This window comes from Peribacillus sp. FW305-BF15 (assembly GCF_058783805.1).
In genome coordinates this window covers 41,406-59,682 of the sequence record NZ_JBYSYV010000023.1, presented here as the reverse complement: position 1 = coordinate 59,682, position 18,277 = coordinate 41,406, and the positions used below count along the sequence as shown (strand labels likewise).

15 protein-coding genes and 3 pseudogenes are annotated in these 18,277 nt (G+C 37.2%); 7 read left to right on the top strand and 11 right to left on the bottom strand.

The annotated features are described in order from the left end of the window. Positions 1–365: 365 nt before the first annotated feature. Genes AC3WLU_RS20975 through AC3WLU_RS20965 form a run of 3 tightly spaced genes read right to left on the bottom strand, consistent with a single transcriptional unit; the run spans position 366 to position 2,108 of the window. Positions 366–1,502, bottom strand: coding sequence for a zinc-dependent alcohol dehydrogenase (locus AC3WLU_RS20975; protein ID WP_063575945.1), 1,137 nt, complete (start codon positions 1,500–1,502; stop codon positions 366–368). A 15-nt stretch (positions 1,503–1,517) separates the two neighbouring features. After that, on the bottom strand, positions 1,518–1,880 hold the full coding sequence (locus tag AC3WLU_RS20970; RefSeq protein WP_048682441.1) for a spore coat protein: 363 nt from the start codon (positions 1,878–1,880) through the stop codon (positions 1,518–1,520). Positions 1,881–1,892: 12 nt separating this feature from the next. Next, complete coding sequence (locus AC3WLU_RS20965) at positions 1,893–2,108, bottom strand: hypothetical protein (RefSeq protein WP_063575944.1); 216 nt, start codon at positions 2,106–2,108, stop codon at positions 1,893–1,895. 189 nt (positions 2,109–2,297) lie between these two features. On the opposite strand from AC3WLU_RS20965, the gene AC3WLU_RS20960 reads away from it, so the two are divergent. Next, positions 2,298–2,501: a hypothetical protein gene (locus AC3WLU_RS20960; protein ID WP_492597838.1), complete on the top strand. Its 204-nt coding sequence runs from the start codon at positions 2,298–2,300 to the stop codon at positions 2,499–2,501. Beyond that, positions 2,501–2,800, top strand: coding sequence for a spore coat protein (locus AC3WLU_RS20955; protein ID WP_413001451.1), 300 nt, complete (start codon positions 2,501–2,503; stop codon positions 2,798–2,800). Before AC3WLU_RS20960 ends, AC3WLU_RS20955 begins: the two co-directional genes overlap by 1 nt. Before the next feature lie 829 nt (positions 2,801–3,629). Here the strand turns inward: AC3WLU_RS20955 and AC3WLU_RS20950 are convergent. Both AC3WLU_RS20950 and AC3WLU_RS20945 read right to left on the bottom strand, forming a co-directional pair. Continuing rightward, positions 3,630–5,864, bottom strand: coding sequence for a transglycosylase domain-containing protein (locus AC3WLU_RS20950; protein ID WP_413001449.1), 2,235 nt, complete (start codon positions 5,862–5,864; stop codon positions 3,630–3,632). Between the two features lie 98 nt (positions 5,865–5,962). Then, complete coding sequence (locus tag AC3WLU_RS20945) at positions 5,963–6,181, bottom strand: hypothetical protein (RefSeq protein WP_057277386.1); 219 nt, start codon at positions 6,179–6,181, stop codon at positions 5,963–5,965. 1,385 nt (positions 6,182–7,566) lie between these two features. Here AC3WLU_RS20945 and AC3WLU_RS20940 point away from each other — a divergent pair. After that, positions 7,567–7,935: pseudogene (locus tag AC3WLU_RS20940) on the top strand (transposase); the annotation flags it as partial. A 13-nt stretch (positions 7,936–7,948) separates the two neighbouring features. On the opposite strand, the pseudogene AC3WLU_RS20935 reads toward AC3WLU_RS20940, so the two are convergent. From AC3WLU_RS20935 to AC3WLU_RS20925, 3 genes and pseudogenes are all read right to left on the bottom strand, one after another. Beyond that, positions 7,949–8,570: pseudogene (locus AC3WLU_RS20935) on the bottom strand (IS110 family transposase); the annotation flags it as partial. 186 nt (positions 8,571–8,756) lie between these two features. Continuing rightward, positions 8,757–9,665, bottom strand: coding sequence for a PhzF family isomerase (locus AC3WLU_RS20930; RefSeq protein ID WP_400448085.1), 909 nt, complete (start codon positions 9,663–9,665; stop codon positions 8,757–8,759). A gap of 485 nt (positions 9,666–10,150) precedes the next feature. Beyond that, positions 10,151–10,696: a TetR/AcrR family transcriptional regulator gene (locus tag AC3WLU_RS20925; RefSeq protein ID WP_063575922.1), complete on the bottom strand. Its 546-nt coding sequence runs from the start codon at positions 10,694–10,696 to the stop codon at positions 10,151–10,153. A gap of 217 nt (positions 10,697–10,913) precedes the next feature. On the opposite strand from AC3WLU_RS20925, the gene AC3WLU_RS20920 reads away from it, so the two are divergent. From AC3WLU_RS20920 to AC3WLU_RS20905, 4 genes are all read left to right on the top strand, one after another. After that, a complete protein-coding gene (locus AC3WLU_RS20920) occupies positions 10,914–11,669 on the top strand; it encodes a carboxymuconolactone decarboxylase family protein (protein ID WP_413001440.1) in 756 nt (251 codons plus the stop codon). Between the two features lie 18 nt (positions 11,670–11,687). Next, a complete protein-coding gene (locus tag AC3WLU_RS20915; protein WP_475467728.1) occupies positions 11,688–12,434 on the top strand; it encodes an SDR family oxidoreductase in 747 nt (248 codons plus the stop codon). A 33-nt stretch (positions 12,435–12,467) separates the two neighbouring features. After that, entirely contained in the window at positions 12,468–12,878 is a 411-nt protein-coding gene (locus AC3WLU_RS20910) for a cupin domain-containing protein (RefSeq protein WP_057277380.1), read from the top strand. Between the two features lie 100 nt (positions 12,879–12,978). Beyond that, positions 12,979–13,701: a dihydrofolate reductase family protein gene (locus AC3WLU_RS20905; RefSeq protein WP_413001434.1), complete on the top strand. Its 723-nt coding sequence runs from the start codon at positions 12,979–12,981 to the stop codon at positions 13,699–13,701. A gap of 1,002 nt (positions 13,702–14,703) precedes the next feature. On the opposite strand, the gene AC3WLU_RS20900 is transcribed toward AC3WLU_RS20905, so the two are convergent. The 3 genes and pseudogenes from AC3WLU_RS20900 to AC3WLU_RS20890 all read right to left on the bottom strand — a co-directional run bounded on the left by AC3WLU_RS20900 (position 14,704) and on the right by AC3WLU_RS20890 (position 18,275). Continuing rightward, a complete protein-coding gene (locus tag AC3WLU_RS20900; protein ID WP_413001432.1) occupies positions 14,704–16,395 on the bottom strand; it encodes an L-lactate permease in 1,692 nt (563 codons plus the stop codon). A gap of 622 nt (positions 16,396–17,017) precedes the next feature. Next, positions 17,018–17,485 (bottom strand): annotated as a pseudogene (locus tag AC3WLU_RS20895) (IclR family transcriptional regulator); the annotation flags it as partial. A gap of 10 nt (positions 17,486–17,495) precedes the next feature. After that, positions 17,496–18,275 (bottom strand): fumarylacetoacetate hydrolase family protein, encoded by a 780-nt coding sequence (locus tag AC3WLU_RS20890; protein WP_095395220.1) that lies wholly within the window; start codon positions 18,273–18,275, stop codon positions 17,496–17,498. Positions 18,276–18,277: the final 2 nt, after the last annotated feature.

Here is an 18,277-nt window from a genome sequence, read left to right as displayed (position 1 = left end):
AGAAAACAAGTTAATCAAAGGGATGAAACCAAAGGCAAAAGAAAAAAATAATAAAAACCCTATAACTAATTTGCCCCTTATTTTTTTATAGGTCGTGGGTTTTACTTAATGAAAAAACCTCTTTCAAAAAAAGATAGCATAGAGCACCAAAAAAAAGCGATTTTCCCTTACCGTGGGCAAAATCGTCTTTTCTGGTGCTTAATTTAAATAAGGTAAATGTAGCTCTCAAGACAGGGGTGTTCACTTTTCTTAAATCTTCTTCTATGCGCATTTCATCCAGAAGTAAAAAATTACTCCAAAAAGTTAAAAAAGGGTTTGATATCTTCCCTTCTTACTCATAGTCCACCAAATGAAAACAACCATCTTTATGGCTTAAGGACCACTTTAATACATCCATCTGTCCTTGTATCAAATACTTCATACCCATGCTTTGCTTGGTCAATTGGAAGTACATGGGTTACTACATCGCCAGGATCTACTTTTCCTTCTGATATTAGTTTATAAAGGTAGGGCATATAAGGAATAACAGGAGCTTGTCCGGTTTTTATATCCACGTTTCTTTGGAAAATATCTCCTAGAGGGAATCCATTATAACGGCCGCCATAAACGCCTGTTATTTGTATGGTTCCCGCCTTACGAACGGCTTGGGACGCAATTACAATCCCTCCCATGGCTCCCCCATGTAATTTAAGACCCGATGCAAGATATTCCATCGGTGTCATTTTGCCACTCATCCCGGAACAGTCAATAACGATATCTGCACCACCTTTAGTGATTTCTTTAAGGTATTCGCCAGTGTTTTCATATTGTGCAAAATTTACGGTTTCAACTTTATTCGTCCTTTTTGCATGTTCTAAACGATAATCGAGATGGTCGACAGCAATCACTCTTTTCGCCCCTTTAAACCAAGCGAATTTTTGAGTAAGCAGACCTACGGGACCACAGCCTAAAACGATAACCGTATCGCCAGATTTGACACCTGCGTGATCTACACTCCAGAATGCTGTGGATGCTGCATCAGCGAGCAACACCAATTTTTCATCTTCTACCTCGCAGTCTTCCGGGATTTTGAAAGGGGTGAAGTTTCCATAAGGAACACGCATATATTCAGCTTGCCCTCCCGCATACCCACCAGTTGTTTCAGAGTATCCAAAAAAACCACCCATTTCCCCATGAGGATTTGAATTATCACACTGACTTGTAAGGTCGTGGTCGCAATACCAGCAGCTCCCGCAGCTAACATTAAAGGGGATAATGACCCGGTCTCCCTTCTTTACCTTAGTTACTCCTGGTCCAACTTCCTCAACAACCCCCATCGGTTCATGACCAATCACATAATCTGTAGGCATATTGGGAATTAATTGATGAATTAAGTGCAAATCGGAGCCGCAAATCGCTGAAGTAGTGACTTTTACAATTATATCATCTGAATTTTTGATGTTAGGGTCTTTAACTTCTTTAACCTGTACATTTTTATTGCCCTGGTAAGTTACGGCCTTCATAATGCTTTTCCTCCTTTATTTATTCGGCGTTGCGAACATGCCGAGTCTGTCAGTATCATTCGGGAAAAGATTCATTCCAGCGATACTAACCGCCATATCGGCTGATTTCAAATCTAATTCCACCTGTTTACCTACATCGTTCGGATAAAGCCAGCCCTTCCTGATCATTAAATCGGATAACTCACCATGTAAGTCAATGGATTGCTCCATTTGCTGGTACAATGCTTTTCTCAATGCGGGATTCGCTGTTTCAGATAATGCAATACCATAAGTATGAATCCCACTTTTGATCGAGAGTAAAAAATCTAGCGCGAAAGAGGAATCAGCCATTTCCGGCATATGTTCAGCGCCTTGAGGATCTAAAAAATCCATCTCCATTTAAATTTCACCTCATTTTTCATAGTTTGTTCGAGCTCCTGTATAAAAACCCTTTAGCTCGTTTATAGCAGCTATAGATTGTTGTACGTCTTTTTCCATTAATGCTTTTAAGTCATTGTCAAAGCAAATGCCTTGCATTAATTTTGATCTCATTAAACCTATTGTTTTTAAATTCAAAATTTCATGCGTTTCCATAGTTTCATGAAATGCCAAGCTTTCATTTTCCATACGCTCACCTCCCTAATCCATATATAACAAAAATACCTTTCCCGGTTCATCTGTTTGTTATACGGAGTATTGACCGATAGGTAGTTTATTTCCCAAAATACACGTTATATTTGCAAATGATGATGTATAAAAACTTTTGTATTACGAAAGATATTGAAGTGAATTCTCAAAGAAATGGAGTGAAAAATCATGATTAAAAATTTAGGACTGCATGAGACTTTAGAAGCGCACGAAATTTTAACTTTCAAGAGTCTTTGTCTAACAAAGTCCTCTACAATGAGCAGTTTAGTGCAGGATACAGAATTACAAAATATTCTATTAAAAGACACGAGGATCGGGACACAAGATATTCAAACACTGCAGGAAATTCTGACGAATCGAGGGGAACAGTAATGACAAATTTTTTGCAAAATATGGCAGGTATGGGTGGCATGACTGATCAGGTGATTGCAACGGACTTCTTAATATCCGCAAAATCTGGAATTAGAAATCTTGCTTTTGCCATTACAGAAACAAAAACACCTGAATTGAAAGCAGCCCTAAGAGAACAGCTTCGTGTCGCTGTAGAAAGACATGGAGAGATAAGTAACTATATGGTTTCAAAAGGTTACTATCATCCACATGATTTAAGTGAACAATTACAAGTTGATATAAATACAGCAAATACAGCCCTAAACCTTCCTCAACAATAAAGTCTACTCATGGATGTGAGAACAGACAGATCACACAGGGTTCCGGGCGAAGGGAAAAAAGCAATGAATTTCTCAACCTTGAGATACATTGCTTTTTTTTAGGGGTATATTATAGGAAGTGCTTAGCAAAACAAGCTAATAGTGATAATGTAGAAGATTCAATCTTAGATGCTGTTGTTTTAACGAATTTTACTTCTTTCATACTAGGGTTAAATCGATTTCTTCATACCACACTCTCTGCATTTACGAATATATTTAACCGAACTTTCAAACTAAGTTTTACCGCAATTGTCATAGCGACCACTAACGTCAGGATAATCTTCGTGGTCATAAATAATTACCTTCTGGATTTTCTACAGACAAAGTAAAATAACCTTCACTATTTTATTTGATTATATAAGACAGGAATGCGGGGCAAGCCTGCCTTTGTATAATTTCTAAACTTTACCTTGCACTTAATCTTTAAACTCTATTATGCCAGCTGGCTTTATTCGGTTTTTGCTTCAATCCCTAGAAGCAAACCAAATTCATCTTTTCTCAATCCAATTATCAATATACCGATGCAGTAATAAATAGATAACCTTGAGCCCTGCAATCGTTTACCAATCTATATTTTGAATTTGCTTATTTGACAATCCCTTCCAGCCTTCACTGTGTGTTCAAACTAAGCTTTTTCAACTAAACTACCTCTCTAGTTCCATAAGAAAAAGGCTGCCTCAGCAACCTCCCTTATTGAAGTAAAGCACCCAATCATTTAAGTAGAAACCTTCACATTTCTTTTGTGAATCAAAAAAAGGATGGGACCAATGCAATCCCATCCTAAAAATCTTTATTGTTGGTGTTTCTTATCCTCTTGTTGTTTATGCTTCTCTTCCTTTTGTTTGTGTTTCTTTTCCTCTTGTTGTTTATGCTTCTCTTCCTTTTGTTTGTGTTTCTTATCCTCTTGTTGTTTATGCTTCTCTTCCTCTTGTTTATGTTTTTTATCCTCTTTATTTTCACCAATTTCAAATGGTTTATCTTTATTATTTTTTGTAACTTGTGGACCTTCTTCAGGATTTGCACCTTTAATGAACAGTTCATTATTCACCTGGTATACATCACTAGGCTGCTGGAATCTGCTTTGGTCTGTTCCAAACGCTTCCAGCATGGCCTTAAACATTTGGTGCGAGATTTTAGTTGTATTTCCATCCATATAATTACCTGGACCATTTTTAGTATATCCAGTCCAAACCGCCATAGTGTATTGCGGTGTATAACCAGCGAACCAACTATCATTTACCGAACCTGTTGGATATCCATATTGTGCTCTGGTTTTACTGTCAAAATTGGTTGTGCCAGTTTTTCCAGCCACATCTTGTCCAAGAACATTTGCAGTTTTTCCTGTACCAGATTTTACGACTGTCCGTAACATATCCGTCACCAAATAAGCTGTGTAATCATGCATAACACGTTTTGGCTTTGGAGTAAAATTAACAACTCTGCCATCAGGATAGACAACTTTACGAACAAAATGTGGTGTATTGTATTCACCGTTATTTCCAAAAGCACTATATGCCCCTGCCAACTCTAATGGATTAACCGTATTACTTCCAATCGCATATGATTCGTACACCTTATTATTATTAAAAGTAATACCCAGATTTTCTGCAAAGTTTTGTGCCTTATCCATTCCTACTTCTTGAAGGGTAAGGAGTGCTGGAATATTGTATGACCATTGAAGTGCTGTTCTAATAGACAACATTCCGTGATATTGATGATCCCAGTTAGAAATAGATTGACCATTTGAGTAGGTTATCTCATGATCATTAATTTGGTGTGCTGTAGACCATTTTGAATTTTCAATAGCAGGACCATAATCAAAGACTGGCTTGAAAGTAGATCCTGGTTGACGTTTGATATCAACCGCAAAGTTGTTGCCTCGGAAGGAAGCTTTATATTGGTTTCGACCGCTTCCAATAGCTCGAACTTCTCCTGTTTTTGTATCTAAAAATACGAAGGCTCCTTGAAAATTGTCATTTGGATAAGAAATAATCGTATCGGTGTTCATTATTTTATCCGCAAAGGTCTGAGCTTTTGGATCTAGCGTCGTATAAATAGATAATCCATCCGAACTGATATCAACATTTTTCTGCTTTTTTTCAACTTCTTTTACAACAGCGGCCAAAAACGCCTCGTACGGCATTCCTTGTTGTTTCTTTTTTGGAACAAGTCCTGATGTAACTGGAACCTTCTTTGCATCCTCCAATTGCTTGTTCGTAATATACCCTTGTTTATACATAGCTTTTAAAACATTATTACGACGATTTGTTGCAGCTTTCACATGTTCCGGTTCAGTGGGATCGTAATAACTTGGACTCTGTGGTAGCCCCGCTAACATAGCGGCCTCCGGAAGCGTTAATTTATTTAGATCATCGGCATCGATTCCGTAGTAATTTTTGGCGGCAGCTGCTACACCATATGCCCCGTCTCCAAGGTAGATCTTATTTAAATACATCATCAAGATTTGATGTTTAGAATACTTTTTCTCAAGCTGATAGGCCAAGCTCCATTCCTGTACCTTTCGCTTTATTGTTTTCTGAGGTGACAAAAAGGAGTTCTTGATGACCTGCTGTGTAATCGTACTTCCGCCCTGAGATCCGAAATCCCCTTTTAGGTTCTTGAAGATTGCTCTCGTAGTTCCTTTTATATCAATGCCATTGTGTTCATAAAAATGTGCATCCTCCGTGGCAAGGAAAGCATGTTCCAACATTTTTGGAACTTGAGAATACTTAATTTTCGTCCGCTTTTCTTTACCATATTCGTAAAGGAACTTACCGTTTTTATCGTATAATTTGGTAGAAAGCGGATCGACAAGTTTTGAAGCATCTATTTTAGGTGCATCCTTAATCATTGCTGCAACCGTAACTGCCCCTATTCCAATTGAAATAACCCATAAAATTAAACACCAAAGTAGAACTTTTTTCAAGAAAGACCTTCTTTTAGGGGAGTTTTTACCTTTTGTTTGATCTTGTTTTGTTTTTTCCACTTGTTTTCGTTCCTGTCGTGAACGATACGTTTCTGACATTAATCTTCTCTCCCATATTCAAGTTAATCAACAAAATTGAAGTAAACTATGAAAATAACATTTTATTTAGTCACTAGTCATTAATATTCAGTATGGTATTAAAAACAGTGCATTTCACTCAAAACCTGAATATAACGTATTAAGGAAGAATTTATCCTATACTCTCCTTGGTCGGTTTTCGCAATAAAGTAATTACTTCGTACTATCTTATCCAATACATCTTTAAGAACGTCTTCCTTCTTTACATCTGGCCCTTTTATTATTTTTTCTCGTTTAATATCATTATCCAAGGTATAACAAACAATAAATTTCTTCAAATTAAATCCCCCTTTCGAGAACAACTTGTGATTTGTCTTAAGTAGGGAAACACGTCTACTTATTTGAAGCGAATAGTCTTAAAATTATCCTGAAAAGAATGCTATTATCGATCAGCTTTGTCTTAAAGACGTTATACATGAAACAAATGCCCCTGTTGAAAAAATGATGTATGGCATTCCTACTATTTTCGAAAAATACCTTTGTGTACCAACTATAAATATTTCATGAATACCATAGATACCGCCTAAAAGGATCAAAGCGTGTATAGAAAATTTCATTTTTTTCAGTCCATTACACAGACCATTTATATTAATTCGAAAGGAATCTTAGTATTAAGGGGGCAAAAATATTTAATCCTCGATTCCCCCCTCTATATAAAGACCAAATCTGCACTATATTCAATAAATAAGACACCAATTATGACAGCTGGATTTTGTTCCCGTTTATAAGCACTTTCTCTTTTTCTATATATTATGTTTGTTTTACGTATTAACCGGGATAACTTACCTATCTATCGACCATAACAAGAATTATCCAAGAAACACCCTAAGGATCATGGTATTTGTATGAATCCATCCTTGAAGCTTTTCAGGGATGGATTTTTATTTTTTACTTTTCTTAGCTGAATAATATGTCCCAAGAGCGCCTTAAAAGAGAACTGGATTTTCAACCCGTCTTATTACACTAACTCCCTCAATAAACTAAACACAATCTCACGATTGCTCTAGAATTCTTAGGATTTCATAGTCATATCATTAACCGTTATCTATGTAAGCTCGGCATTACGCCTCAAGAATAGGGATTTACCGAAAAAAGTGCATGCTAAACTAGCCAATCATAGGAAAAAATTGGTTTAAACAATGTTATGATCGCACTTTAAGATATCCACATGTCTCATGGAGGTCAACCCTCCCATGTCTCACAGAGTCGATGCTCCTACATTCCTTCGTTCAACCTTTCCATGAGGTGGATGTCGGTCATGCTGCCCCACAGGATCTAAGTCCTCACGTTAGTTGCTTTGCCGACTAATCCGTGCTTCACTTTTAAATGAGTGTTAATTAAATGACAGTGTAACCATAAAAATCCGATGAACTATGCGACTGTTTGATGTCCTACAAATGTTGCCATATGAGGGATATCCTTTAACATCTTGTCTTCTTGAAACGTAAATTGTTTTTTACCGATTGAAAACAGAATTCGAATAAGCTTGTTACACAAGGCTATCAGAGATTGCATTTTCTTTAAGGGATTGTGGGAACGTGTTGTGTAATATATATGAAGAGCTTTAAAAGCCTTGTTCTTTGCCACCAGTATCATGGCTGCCCGGAATAAGAGAGCCCTCAATTTCTTTCGTCCCCGTTTGGTAATCTTGGTCTGACCTTTGGAAGAGCTCTTACTTTCCCTAAGACAAGTGGTAAAACGCAGTATAGGCTTAAAGAAAATACGAGCACTTAAAGAAGCAGCCAATCGTTCGATTGGTATTCGTCAAGGGGCAGCTATGGCGAAATTAGAGTTGAGAGCTTTACTAGAGAAGTATGATTTTATTCAAATGAAATTCGAAGAAATAGATCATCAATTAGATCAGTTATTAGACCATATCCCAGGTGTCACACAGATGTTAGAGGTGTCAGGAATCGGTCGAGATACAGTAGCAGGTTTTTTCGCAGAGGTCAAAGACCTCAGAGACTATCAACATCCTCGCCAAATCGTAAAATTAGCAGGTTTAAGTTTAAAAGAAAATACATCCGGAAAGCCATCCGTATACTTTACAAGTTCATGTGGCAAGGCTTCTAGCTTTAGAAAATGAATGGCTGCCTTGCCTTCCCAACTTTTGAACACCGTCAAAAATTCGGGAAAGTAACGATCAAGCCAGTTATGAACTTGTCCCTGAACGACCTGTAAGTCAACGTTGAGAAGATCGCGAAGTTTTTTGGCCACTCGGAGTTCTGCATAAATTCCACGTGGAATTGTTGGTTCGGCGTATCTTCCGTCTTTTACTAACTGTGCGATGACTTTTGCATCTTTCACGTCATTCTTTGTAGGTGAATTATCGTCTAATTCTTTACTTCGTTTAACATGTAGTGGATTGACTGATACGAACTTAATATTATTCTCTTTTAGAAGATGAGCTAGATTTAACCAGTAGTGACCGGTTGGCTCCATCCCTACAATCACTTGATTTAACTTACACCCTTTAACAAGTTGGGTAATCCAATCTAGAAACGAATGAAATCCTGCTTTCGTATTTTCAAAGAAACACGTTTTACCTAGTTCCAATCCTCTAAAATCTTGTGCTCTCGCGACATGATTGTGCTTGGCTATATCTACTCCGACAATTAAGGTTTCAGAAGTAATTTGAGAGATTTTATGATTTTGGTTATAATTCATTGTGAGACCTCCAAATAGATGTATTGTCCTTTTTAGCTGGCCAGCTCAGGACACATTCATCTTATCAAGAGGTCTTTTTTCGTTCAAACCTCATTTTCAGTTATTATAGGAATGCTGCCCCTTTAGTTCCAGAAGAAAAAGCTGCCTTGAGACAGCTTCGATCTTAAGCTAACGCACGTTAAATGGCTATTCAAGTAATAACTCGGACTTAAATACGATTACAGCATTTCCCGCAATCCTTACTTCCTCTGGTTCCTGATTACAAATTTTCACTTGGACATCAATGATACCCGACCGTTTTATAGCTTCGCCCTGCACTGCTTTAAAACTGAATAAAGAATTATCATGTTTGACAAGTCCATGGTGTATTAAGTATGCGCCTAAAGGACCGTTCGCATTACCCGTAACAGGGTCTTCGTTAATACCAATTGCAGGAGCAAACATTCTTCCATGAATTAAAATTTCCGAGTCGGGAGCATTCATCGTAAAAACATAGAAACCATTGCAATTAATTAATCCACTGACTTTTGTAAGTAGATCCATATTAGGGTTTAATTGGTGAAGAAGTTCCGAACTCTTAATTCCAATCATCACCTTGGAATGCCCGGTAGAAACGATTTGTACTGGACAATCTTCTAATAAATCTTTTTCACTAATATTGAGAGCCGTTAATATGTTTTCCAAAGCTACACCATCAATCACCGTTTCAAAACTAATACTACCCTGCGTCATTATAATTTTGTAATCATTATCTTCATTAATCACATCGACTGGTAAAATGCCGACACCGGTTTTATGATAAACTTTAACTGTACTTAAACTATTTTCAACTGCACGAGCATAGTGGGCCGCAATCGTCGCATGTCCACAAAGGGGAACCTCATGTGTAGGCGTAAAAAAACGAATATGTACATCAGATTCACTATTGGCTGATTTAAAGATAAATGCCGTTTCCGAATTGTTTAGCTCTCTTGCAATCCTCTGCATCTCACCCGAAGATAAACCATCTGCATTTGTAATTACACCAGCAGGATTACCCGATAATTTTTCTTTCGTAAATGAATCAATTTGATATAATCGGTACTTTCTTGGCATGTCATTTCCCACCCTTTAATATAGTGAATTTCCGGTCCTTTATTAATTCTTATTATATTAAATTACCCCGTTAACTCCACAAGAAAAAGAGTGATCGCCACAGAGAATGAAATGGGGTTCGGGGTCAATAATGTTTAATGTCTGGCGAAGAAGGTCGTTGAACTATGGTGCCTTTGAGCCCATCCGTTAGTCTGACTCCGGCGACCACGGTGTACCACCGACTGTCGCGCCCTTTATGGGTAGCACTCATGGGAGATTAATCCTTTTTTTGGTCGTCGCGCTAGCCTCTACTTAATTTGCTATGATTGGAGGTTTTTGTTTACCCATTTACCAAACTCAATCAGATCACTCATAAGGCTCAGCCTTTTTTTAAAAAGCGTTTTTACTGGGGTGGTTTTTTCTGAATTTTGAGCTTTTTTAATTTTCATGGGAGTTTAAGTATATTTCTTCACAATCTCGTTGTATCTGACAAAACTATCTTCTAACTATAAATTCCTATCTAACAAAAGCCCCACTTGTTCTGCCACGACTTGTGTCGGTTCTGATAATCCATTATTGAACCACACTTCTACAATCTCTACTATAGCTGCTCCAAAGAATTTAAGAATTAAATCCTTACTTAAACCTTGATTTTTCCCTTCAGTTACATCAACTTCACCCTCTAGCTCTTGGATTACAAATTCTAGGAAATGACTACGGAAAGCAGGGGCTCCTTTACTCGTTAACATTGTTGAAAAGAATGAATGATTACGTTCAAAGTATTCAAACCAAATTAGATTTCCCTCGACAAAATTCAATTCAGATGCCGACTCGCAGAGTATCCTTAGTTGGTTAATATGTTCTTCAATGAGTTTATCAAGTAGATCAAATTTATCCATGTAATGGTCATAAATCGTTCTGCGTCCGACATTTGCCCTGTCGGAAATATCTTGTATCGTAATATGATCAAAACTTTTTTCAGTCATTAGTTCAATAAAAGCATTTTTTATTGCTTCTTGAGATTTTTGTACTCTTCTATCCACCCTAGACATTGTAGTTTTCACCAAACTTTCTTAAAAATTAACGCACAATTTCAATTAACTTGTGCAATAACGTACAAATCGTAGCATTTTGATAGTTGTAGACATCCTCTTTACATTTTATATTATATACAGATGTGCGATATCGTATCAATATGCGATTTGCTAACACATCAAATTTTACTACCTTGGAATAATAGAAGAGTTAATTCAAAGAGGAGGTTTAGTTATGGACCGTGTTGAAAAGAGCCAGGAAAAGTTCAAACAGCTTTTTGGTGAGGGAATAACTGCCGCACATACTACTGATCCTGATTTTCAGGACATTCTAAGCCATTTCATTTTTGGGGAAGTTTTTTATCAAGGTAACCTTGATGATAAGATGCGTGAGTTGATCACACTGGTTGTTCTTGCGACCAATCAAACATTGCATCAGTTGAATGCGCATGTTCACGCCGCACTAAACGTTGGGCTAACATCTGTCGAAATCAAAGAGGCTGTTTACCAGTGTGCTCCATACATCGGATTCCCAAAAACGTTAAATGCTATCAATGAAGTCAATGAGGTTTTCAAAGCAAAGAATATCGCTTTGCCGATTGAAAGTCAAAAGACTGTAGATGAAGAAAATCGTTTTGATAAAGGACTTGCAGTGCAAGTAAAGATATTTGGTGATGTCATTAAAAAAATGCAGGAGAGTGCTCCGTCAAATCAAAAGCATATACAGGAATATCTAACCACTTTTTGCTTCGGAGATTTATACACCCGTGGCGGACTTGATTTGAAAACACGAGAATTGTTAACGCTCTGCATCATTACTGCTTTAGGTGGTGCTGAAGGTCAAGTGAAGGCACATGTACAGGGTAACAAAAATGTGGGCAATGACAAGGGAAAATTGATCGCCGCCATCACCCACTGCCTTCCATATATGGGCTTTCCGAGAACACTGAACGCATTAGCTTGCGTAAATGAAATTATTCCTGAAAATTAAGAAAGGGTGTTATTTATTATGTCTAATATTCAAGATAAAGTTGTCATTATTACAGGTGCTTCTTCTGGAATTGGAGAAGCTACTGCAAAAGAACTTGCGTTTAAAGGAGCAAAGTTGGTACTCGCAGCTCGTCGTGAAGATCGATTAAAGAAATTACAAGAAGAAATTAGAACCAATGGCGGAGAAGCCATTTATAAAGTGACAGATGTCACTTCTCGTCAACAAATGGAAGAACTCGCTGCTTATGCACTTAAAGAGTTTGGCAAAATTGATGTACTAGTTAACAATGCTGGAATCATGCCACAAGCTTTTCTAGCTGAAAATAAAGTTGATGAGTGGGATAAAATGATTGATGTCAACATCAAAGGTGTTTTGTATGCCATCGCTGGTATCGTTCCATCTATGAGAGAACGCAAATCCGGTCACGTTATCAACCTTTCTTCAGTAGCAGGACATAACATCTACCCTGGTGGAACAGTATACTGTGGTACCAAATTTGCAGTAAGAGCCATCTCTGAAGGTTTACGCCAAGAAGAAGCGATGAATGGCACCAATATCCGAGTTACCAATATTTCTCCTGGGGCTGTTAGCAGCGAATTGTTAGAAACGACAACAGACCCAGCGATGAAAGCAGGGCTAGATGAATTTTACAAAGTTGCCATCGATGGTGACAGTATCGCTCGTGGAATAGCCTTTGCCATTGAACAACCATCTAATGTAGGAATAAATGAACTGATTATACGCCCTACAGTTCAAGTAGGTTAATAATAAAAAATATAGTTTATTGGAGGAATTAAAATGGCAAAACATGAGGAAGTAAAAAATGGCGTTATTTTCCCAGTGGGCGAAAAAAATGAAGCATATGCACAATTTTTTGTTGGACAAAGTTATCTTAAATCATTAATTGCTGACCCTAAAGTGAGTGTAGGTGTAGGGAATGTGACCTTTGAACCAGGATGCAGAAATAACTGGCATATTCATCGTGATGGATTCCAACTTTTATTAGTAACTGGTGGCGAAGGTTGGTACCAAGAAGAAGGAAAACCTGCTCAATTCTTAAAAGCCGGGGATGTTATTGTCACCCACGATGGTGTAAAACATTGGCACGGGGCTACAAAAGATAGCTGGTTTGAACACATTGCAATCACTGCAGGTACACCGGAATGGTTGGAACCAGTAACAGATGTGGAATATAGCAAATTAAAATAAAAGTTGATGATAAGAATTGCCCTGTTATACAGGGCTTTTTTATATCAATCATAAGAATTATGATGTATTCAACCACTACTTTTATGAAGGAGTAATACCTTTGGATAGACCATATATAATATGCCACATGCTGACATCATTGGATGGAAAAATCATTGGAGATTATTTGAATGTGGAACGAGCTGCCTATTTTACAGACGTATACGATAAAATTCATGGAAGGTACGGATGTAAAGCTTGGATGTGTGGTAGGGTTACCATGGAGGAACATTTTACTTTCGGACATAAATTAATTCTAGCACAAGAAAACATTGAGACGATCCCTAGAATTGATTACGTAGCAAATAAAAATGCAAAAACATATGTAATAGCAGTAGACCCGTCTGGGAAATTAGGATGGACAGAAAATTCAATCGCACCATGGAATGAAGATAGGTCGGAGGATCATATAGTAGAAGTCCTTACAGAGCAAGTATCTGATGCATACTTGGCACATCTGAAAAAGATAGGTATTTCATATTTTTTTGGCGGAAAAGAACGATTAAACTTTAGTCTAGTAGTGGAAAAACTAAAAAAGTTATTTTCCATCGATATGCTAATGTTAGAGGGTGGAGGCTATCTAAACGGATCCTTTTTAAATGAAGGGTTAATTGATGAATTAAGCCTCGTTTTAGTTCCAATCGCAGATGCTGCATCTAACTCTGTGACACTATTTGAGACGAGTTCTTATCTAAATAAAACAAAACCAGTAAATTTTTATTTAAAGGATATTGAAAAACTGGACGATGGTGGGCTATGGCTGAAGTATGTTACAAAAAAATGAATAATCATTTTTTACTGCAGAAAGTTAATAGAGTAATCCACCGATAAATGACACTTGGCTCGTACACATACCACTTATGTCAGGAGATACCGGTTGGTTAGAACCTGTCAAAGATTAATGGTGTATTTTCTAAAATAACTAAGGCATTGAGTCATCAGAATCGATGCTTTAGTTTTATCATTTCAGTAACTTTTTGCCGTTGATCAGGGGATAGCTTTTTTGCTGTATTGATTAGATCATTCGATAGCCTCCAAAATTGATATCAATTGTTCTTTATTAAGATTTTCGGAGAGGCACTTAATTAGAAGGGGGCTTGGCTTCAATTTCATCTATTGTAGAACTTTTTAAAAAGTAATTAAGAAGTATATGTAATATTTCAACACGAGACATAGATAGAATTTACATCATTCAATCTTTTTTAGAATAGCTATTGTATAAAAATGAAAGAAAATTCACAAATAAAAACACCGCATTTTGCGGTGTTCAGACTGTTGTCTACAGTCTTTTTATGGTTTGTACAATGAACGTTAATTTCCTCTCCAAGCACTCTCTTTTCGCTGGCGGTCCGCAAGCCTACTCAGCGCCTTTGCGCCTGTATCTATCTTTTTTATAAACACCGTGACTTTATTTAAAAGCGTGAAACAATCACAGAGATGTATATTTAAAAAATTCCTCCAAAAGGAGAATACTGGATATAAACCTTTAGGACGAAACTCTATTGCCCCAACTTTTTGGCAGAGGTAACTATAAATTCTACATAAAAATTAGTTTTATTAATCATATGGTGTTCAACAAGAGGTGGGACATTATATCCTTCTTGGATTTAATTCTATAAGTCCGCCATCAACTTCATGCGTAGCTATCTTTCTTTTCCAATGAAAAAACACCATTTAAAAGTCGTTTGACAAACTTGCGACTTTTAAATGGTGTTTTTCTTATTTTTATCAACTCATATTGATCTCATATTGACTCTAAATATAGATATTTGCTTTGCAATCTTACTTAAGGAATCATCCAGGATAACACCCCATTCTGCAAATATGTCATGATTCCAACAATAATCACCAGTATAATACTATGCTTTATAGTGAATCGAAACAAATCAGATTCTTTCCCTGCTAGGCCTACTGCGGCGCAAGCTACTGCAATTGATTGAGGCGAAATCATCTTTCCAGTAACTCCGCCTGAAGAGTTCGCTGCCACTGCGAGCACCGGATCCATGCCTATTGAAGTAGCTGTAACTTTTTGCATGTTACCGAATAGTAAGTTGGCTGAAGTATCAGAACCAGTAATGAACACTCCTAGCCAGCCTAGTATAGGAGAGAAGAAAGGGAATAAAAATCCTGTTTTCGCCAATACCATCCCCATAGATGTGCTCATTCCTGAAGAGTTTGTTACATAAGCGTATCCTACAACAGAAGCGATTGTGATAATGGGAAATTTAAGTTCGTTTAGTGTTTCACCGAATGTAACTATCCAACCCTTCCAAGAAATTTTTACAATATATTTCGTAATGATTGTTGCAATCAGAACCGCTGTACCAGCAGCACCTAGCAATTCCAGCTTGTAAAAGGCAGGTATCGCTTCTCCCGCAGCGTTTATAATCTTATTATTTAATAATGGAACGTTAGGTATAAACGAAAATGCATGCCCTATAGAATTAATCATTGATAAAACAACATTTGTTCCTTCATAGTGTCCTGTTAGTGCCTGCTTTATGGTTGGAATTCCCCAAAGGGAGATTACTCCCGTTAAAACCAGGAATGGTGACCACGCTTTAAAAATTTGTCCGCCGGTATAAGTTAGCTTGTGGCCAGTAGGTTCATTTACAGCAAGTGTTGCAGCCATTTCTTGTTCGGCTGAAAAACGGAAGATGGTTTTCGGTTTCCAAAATTTAAGGAAAACTGCTAAAGCAAGTAATGAAACAAGAGCCGATAAAATATCCGGAAGTTCTGGTCCAAGGAAGTTAGAGCTTAAGAATTGTGTTACAGCAAAAGTAATACCAGTTACTAAAATTGCAGGCATGACTTCGAAGGCTTTTTTAAAGCCTGCCATAATCACGATTAAATAAAATGGTATGACTACAGATAAAAACGGTAATTGGCGACCAACCATTTTTGAAATCTCCATCGCAGAAATTCCGGTAGGTCCCTCAAGCGCAATAATTGGTGCTCCTATTGCACCAAATGCAACCGGTGCTGTATTGGCAATTAAACACAAGCCAGCTGCATATAAAGGATTGAATCCAAGACCAACAAGAAGTGCAGCAGAAATGGCAACAGGCGCACCGAAACCAGCGGCTCCTTCAAGAAATGCCCCAAATGAGAACGCTACCAATAGTGCCTGAAGACGACGGTCTTCCGTAAGTGAAACAACTGAATTACGAATAATATCAAATTGTCCTGTTTTTACGGTTAATTTATAAAGGAAAACTGAACTGATAATGATCCAACCAATAGGCAAAACCCCGTATACTGCCCCGTGTGTAGCAGACATAATCGCCATTTGTGTTGGCATTCCAAATGCAATAACCGCCAACATCAAAGCAATTAATAGCGTCGTGAGCCCTGCGAGATACCCTTTCATTCTCTTCACTGCCAATGCCCAGAAGAAATAAAGTATTGGAATTACTGCCACGATAGCGGATAAAGCGAGGCTATCTCCTACCACTGTAAAGTTTTGTGTATATGTCATATTGTACCCTCCAATTTATAGTCCCTAAAAGTAACCGCTTACATATTTTTATTAAAATATGCTACCATTTCTTCTGCTCTAATTTACAAGAAAGTGAAAAAAATTTGAATCCACTGAAAATATTCAATTTTTTCGTGTTGTAAAGTCCGGATGTATGTAATTTTATCTTGGTTGCGTAATGATAAAATCATAATAGTGCTTGTCCGGTAAAGGGACTATAAAGTACTTTAAACCTTTAGTTACTAAAGGTTTATTGCGACTAAGGTGAGATATACAAAAAGAAAAACGCTTGCAAATCTGCTGTCTTCTCTACATAATATTTCCCTTAACACTTTCTATCGGCATGATAACACTCTATAAGACAATTCCCCCTTTCTGTTTCGTATTAAGAAACAATGTTTCTGTAAGTTTGCGAAAAAACACTATTGTTTAGTAACTATATAAGTAGTTGTTATATAACAAACACTAATCCTATTTTAATTATACAAATTATTGGTAAAATTTTAAAACCAATATCAAAATTTGCCCGATTATTTTGAAAAAAAGATATATCGGGCAAATTTTCTTTGAAAAAAAATTCTAAAAATATATTGGAAAGTAATCCACTTTAAAATCGAAGCCTTGTTGGACCAGATATGATGACAGCAGCAATGACTTTCCCCGAATGAACGAAAATAGGAACGGCTATACAAGTAATTCCGTATTCATTTTCTTCTAGATCCAATGTATAGCCTTTAATTCTAACCTGAATGAGTTCTTGAAGGAAATCATCTTTATTCGTAATCGTTTTTTCAGTATGCATTGGCATTCCCTTTTGCTCAAGAATGTTAAGCACGACATTAGATGGCAAATAAGCAAGAATTGCTTTGCCGACTGAAGTACAATGCATGGGTTCTCGTTTTCCAACTTTAGAGTGCATTCGCAGAGTTTCGTTTCCTTCTAGCTTTTCAATATACACCACTTCACCTTGGTCATAAACAACTAGATGGATAACCTTATTTGTGGTATTCTCCAGTTCTTGCAAGTATTGCCTTGCTTCCGATCTCAAATCAATTGATTCCAGCAATTTGGAACTAACCTCTAAAAATTTTTAACCGTACCTAATACGCTCTTGCACCTTCTTTAGCCGTAACAAATGTATTTCGAAGATTTCCAATTTCCTTTATTTCACATTCTATAACGTCGCCTGCGCCGACCAACTCTGCTCCAACAGGACTACCTGTCAAAATTACATCTCCCGGTTTAAGTGTCATAACTTTTGTCAGATAGGAAACCATTCTGCGAATTGGAATAATCATCAGTTCAGTTGCACTGTTTTGTTTTTCAACATCGTTCAGTTTTGCTTTGACCTTTACATTAAAAGGATCAAGTACGGTTTCAATAACAGGACCTAATGGAGTGAACGTGTCAAATGATTTACCAATTGTCCAGTGGCCATCCTGGTGGAAAAACTGAGGTGCTGTTACGTCATTTCCAACTGTGTATCCAAAAACATAATCCAGTACGTCGGATTCAGGCACATTTTTTGCCTCTTTCCCAATGACAATGGCTAATTCGGATTCAAACTTTACTTCCTTGATACCCTCTGGAATGATAATTTCATCTTCAGGTCCAATCACTGATGAAGTTGGCTTAAAGAAGAATACTGGAATTTCCGGGAGCTGTTCCGGAAGATCCTCCACATTTGAAACGAAGTTTGCACCGATTCCAATGATTTGATTTGGTTCTAGGGGTGCAATAGACTTAACTTCACCCTGAGAAAATGTTTGGCCTGTATACTCCCAAGCACCAAAAATATCGCCCTTAATTACTCTTATTATACCTTTTTCTTTAACACCTGTATGAATGGAAGAATTAGCTATAAACCTAGTAAACTTCATTG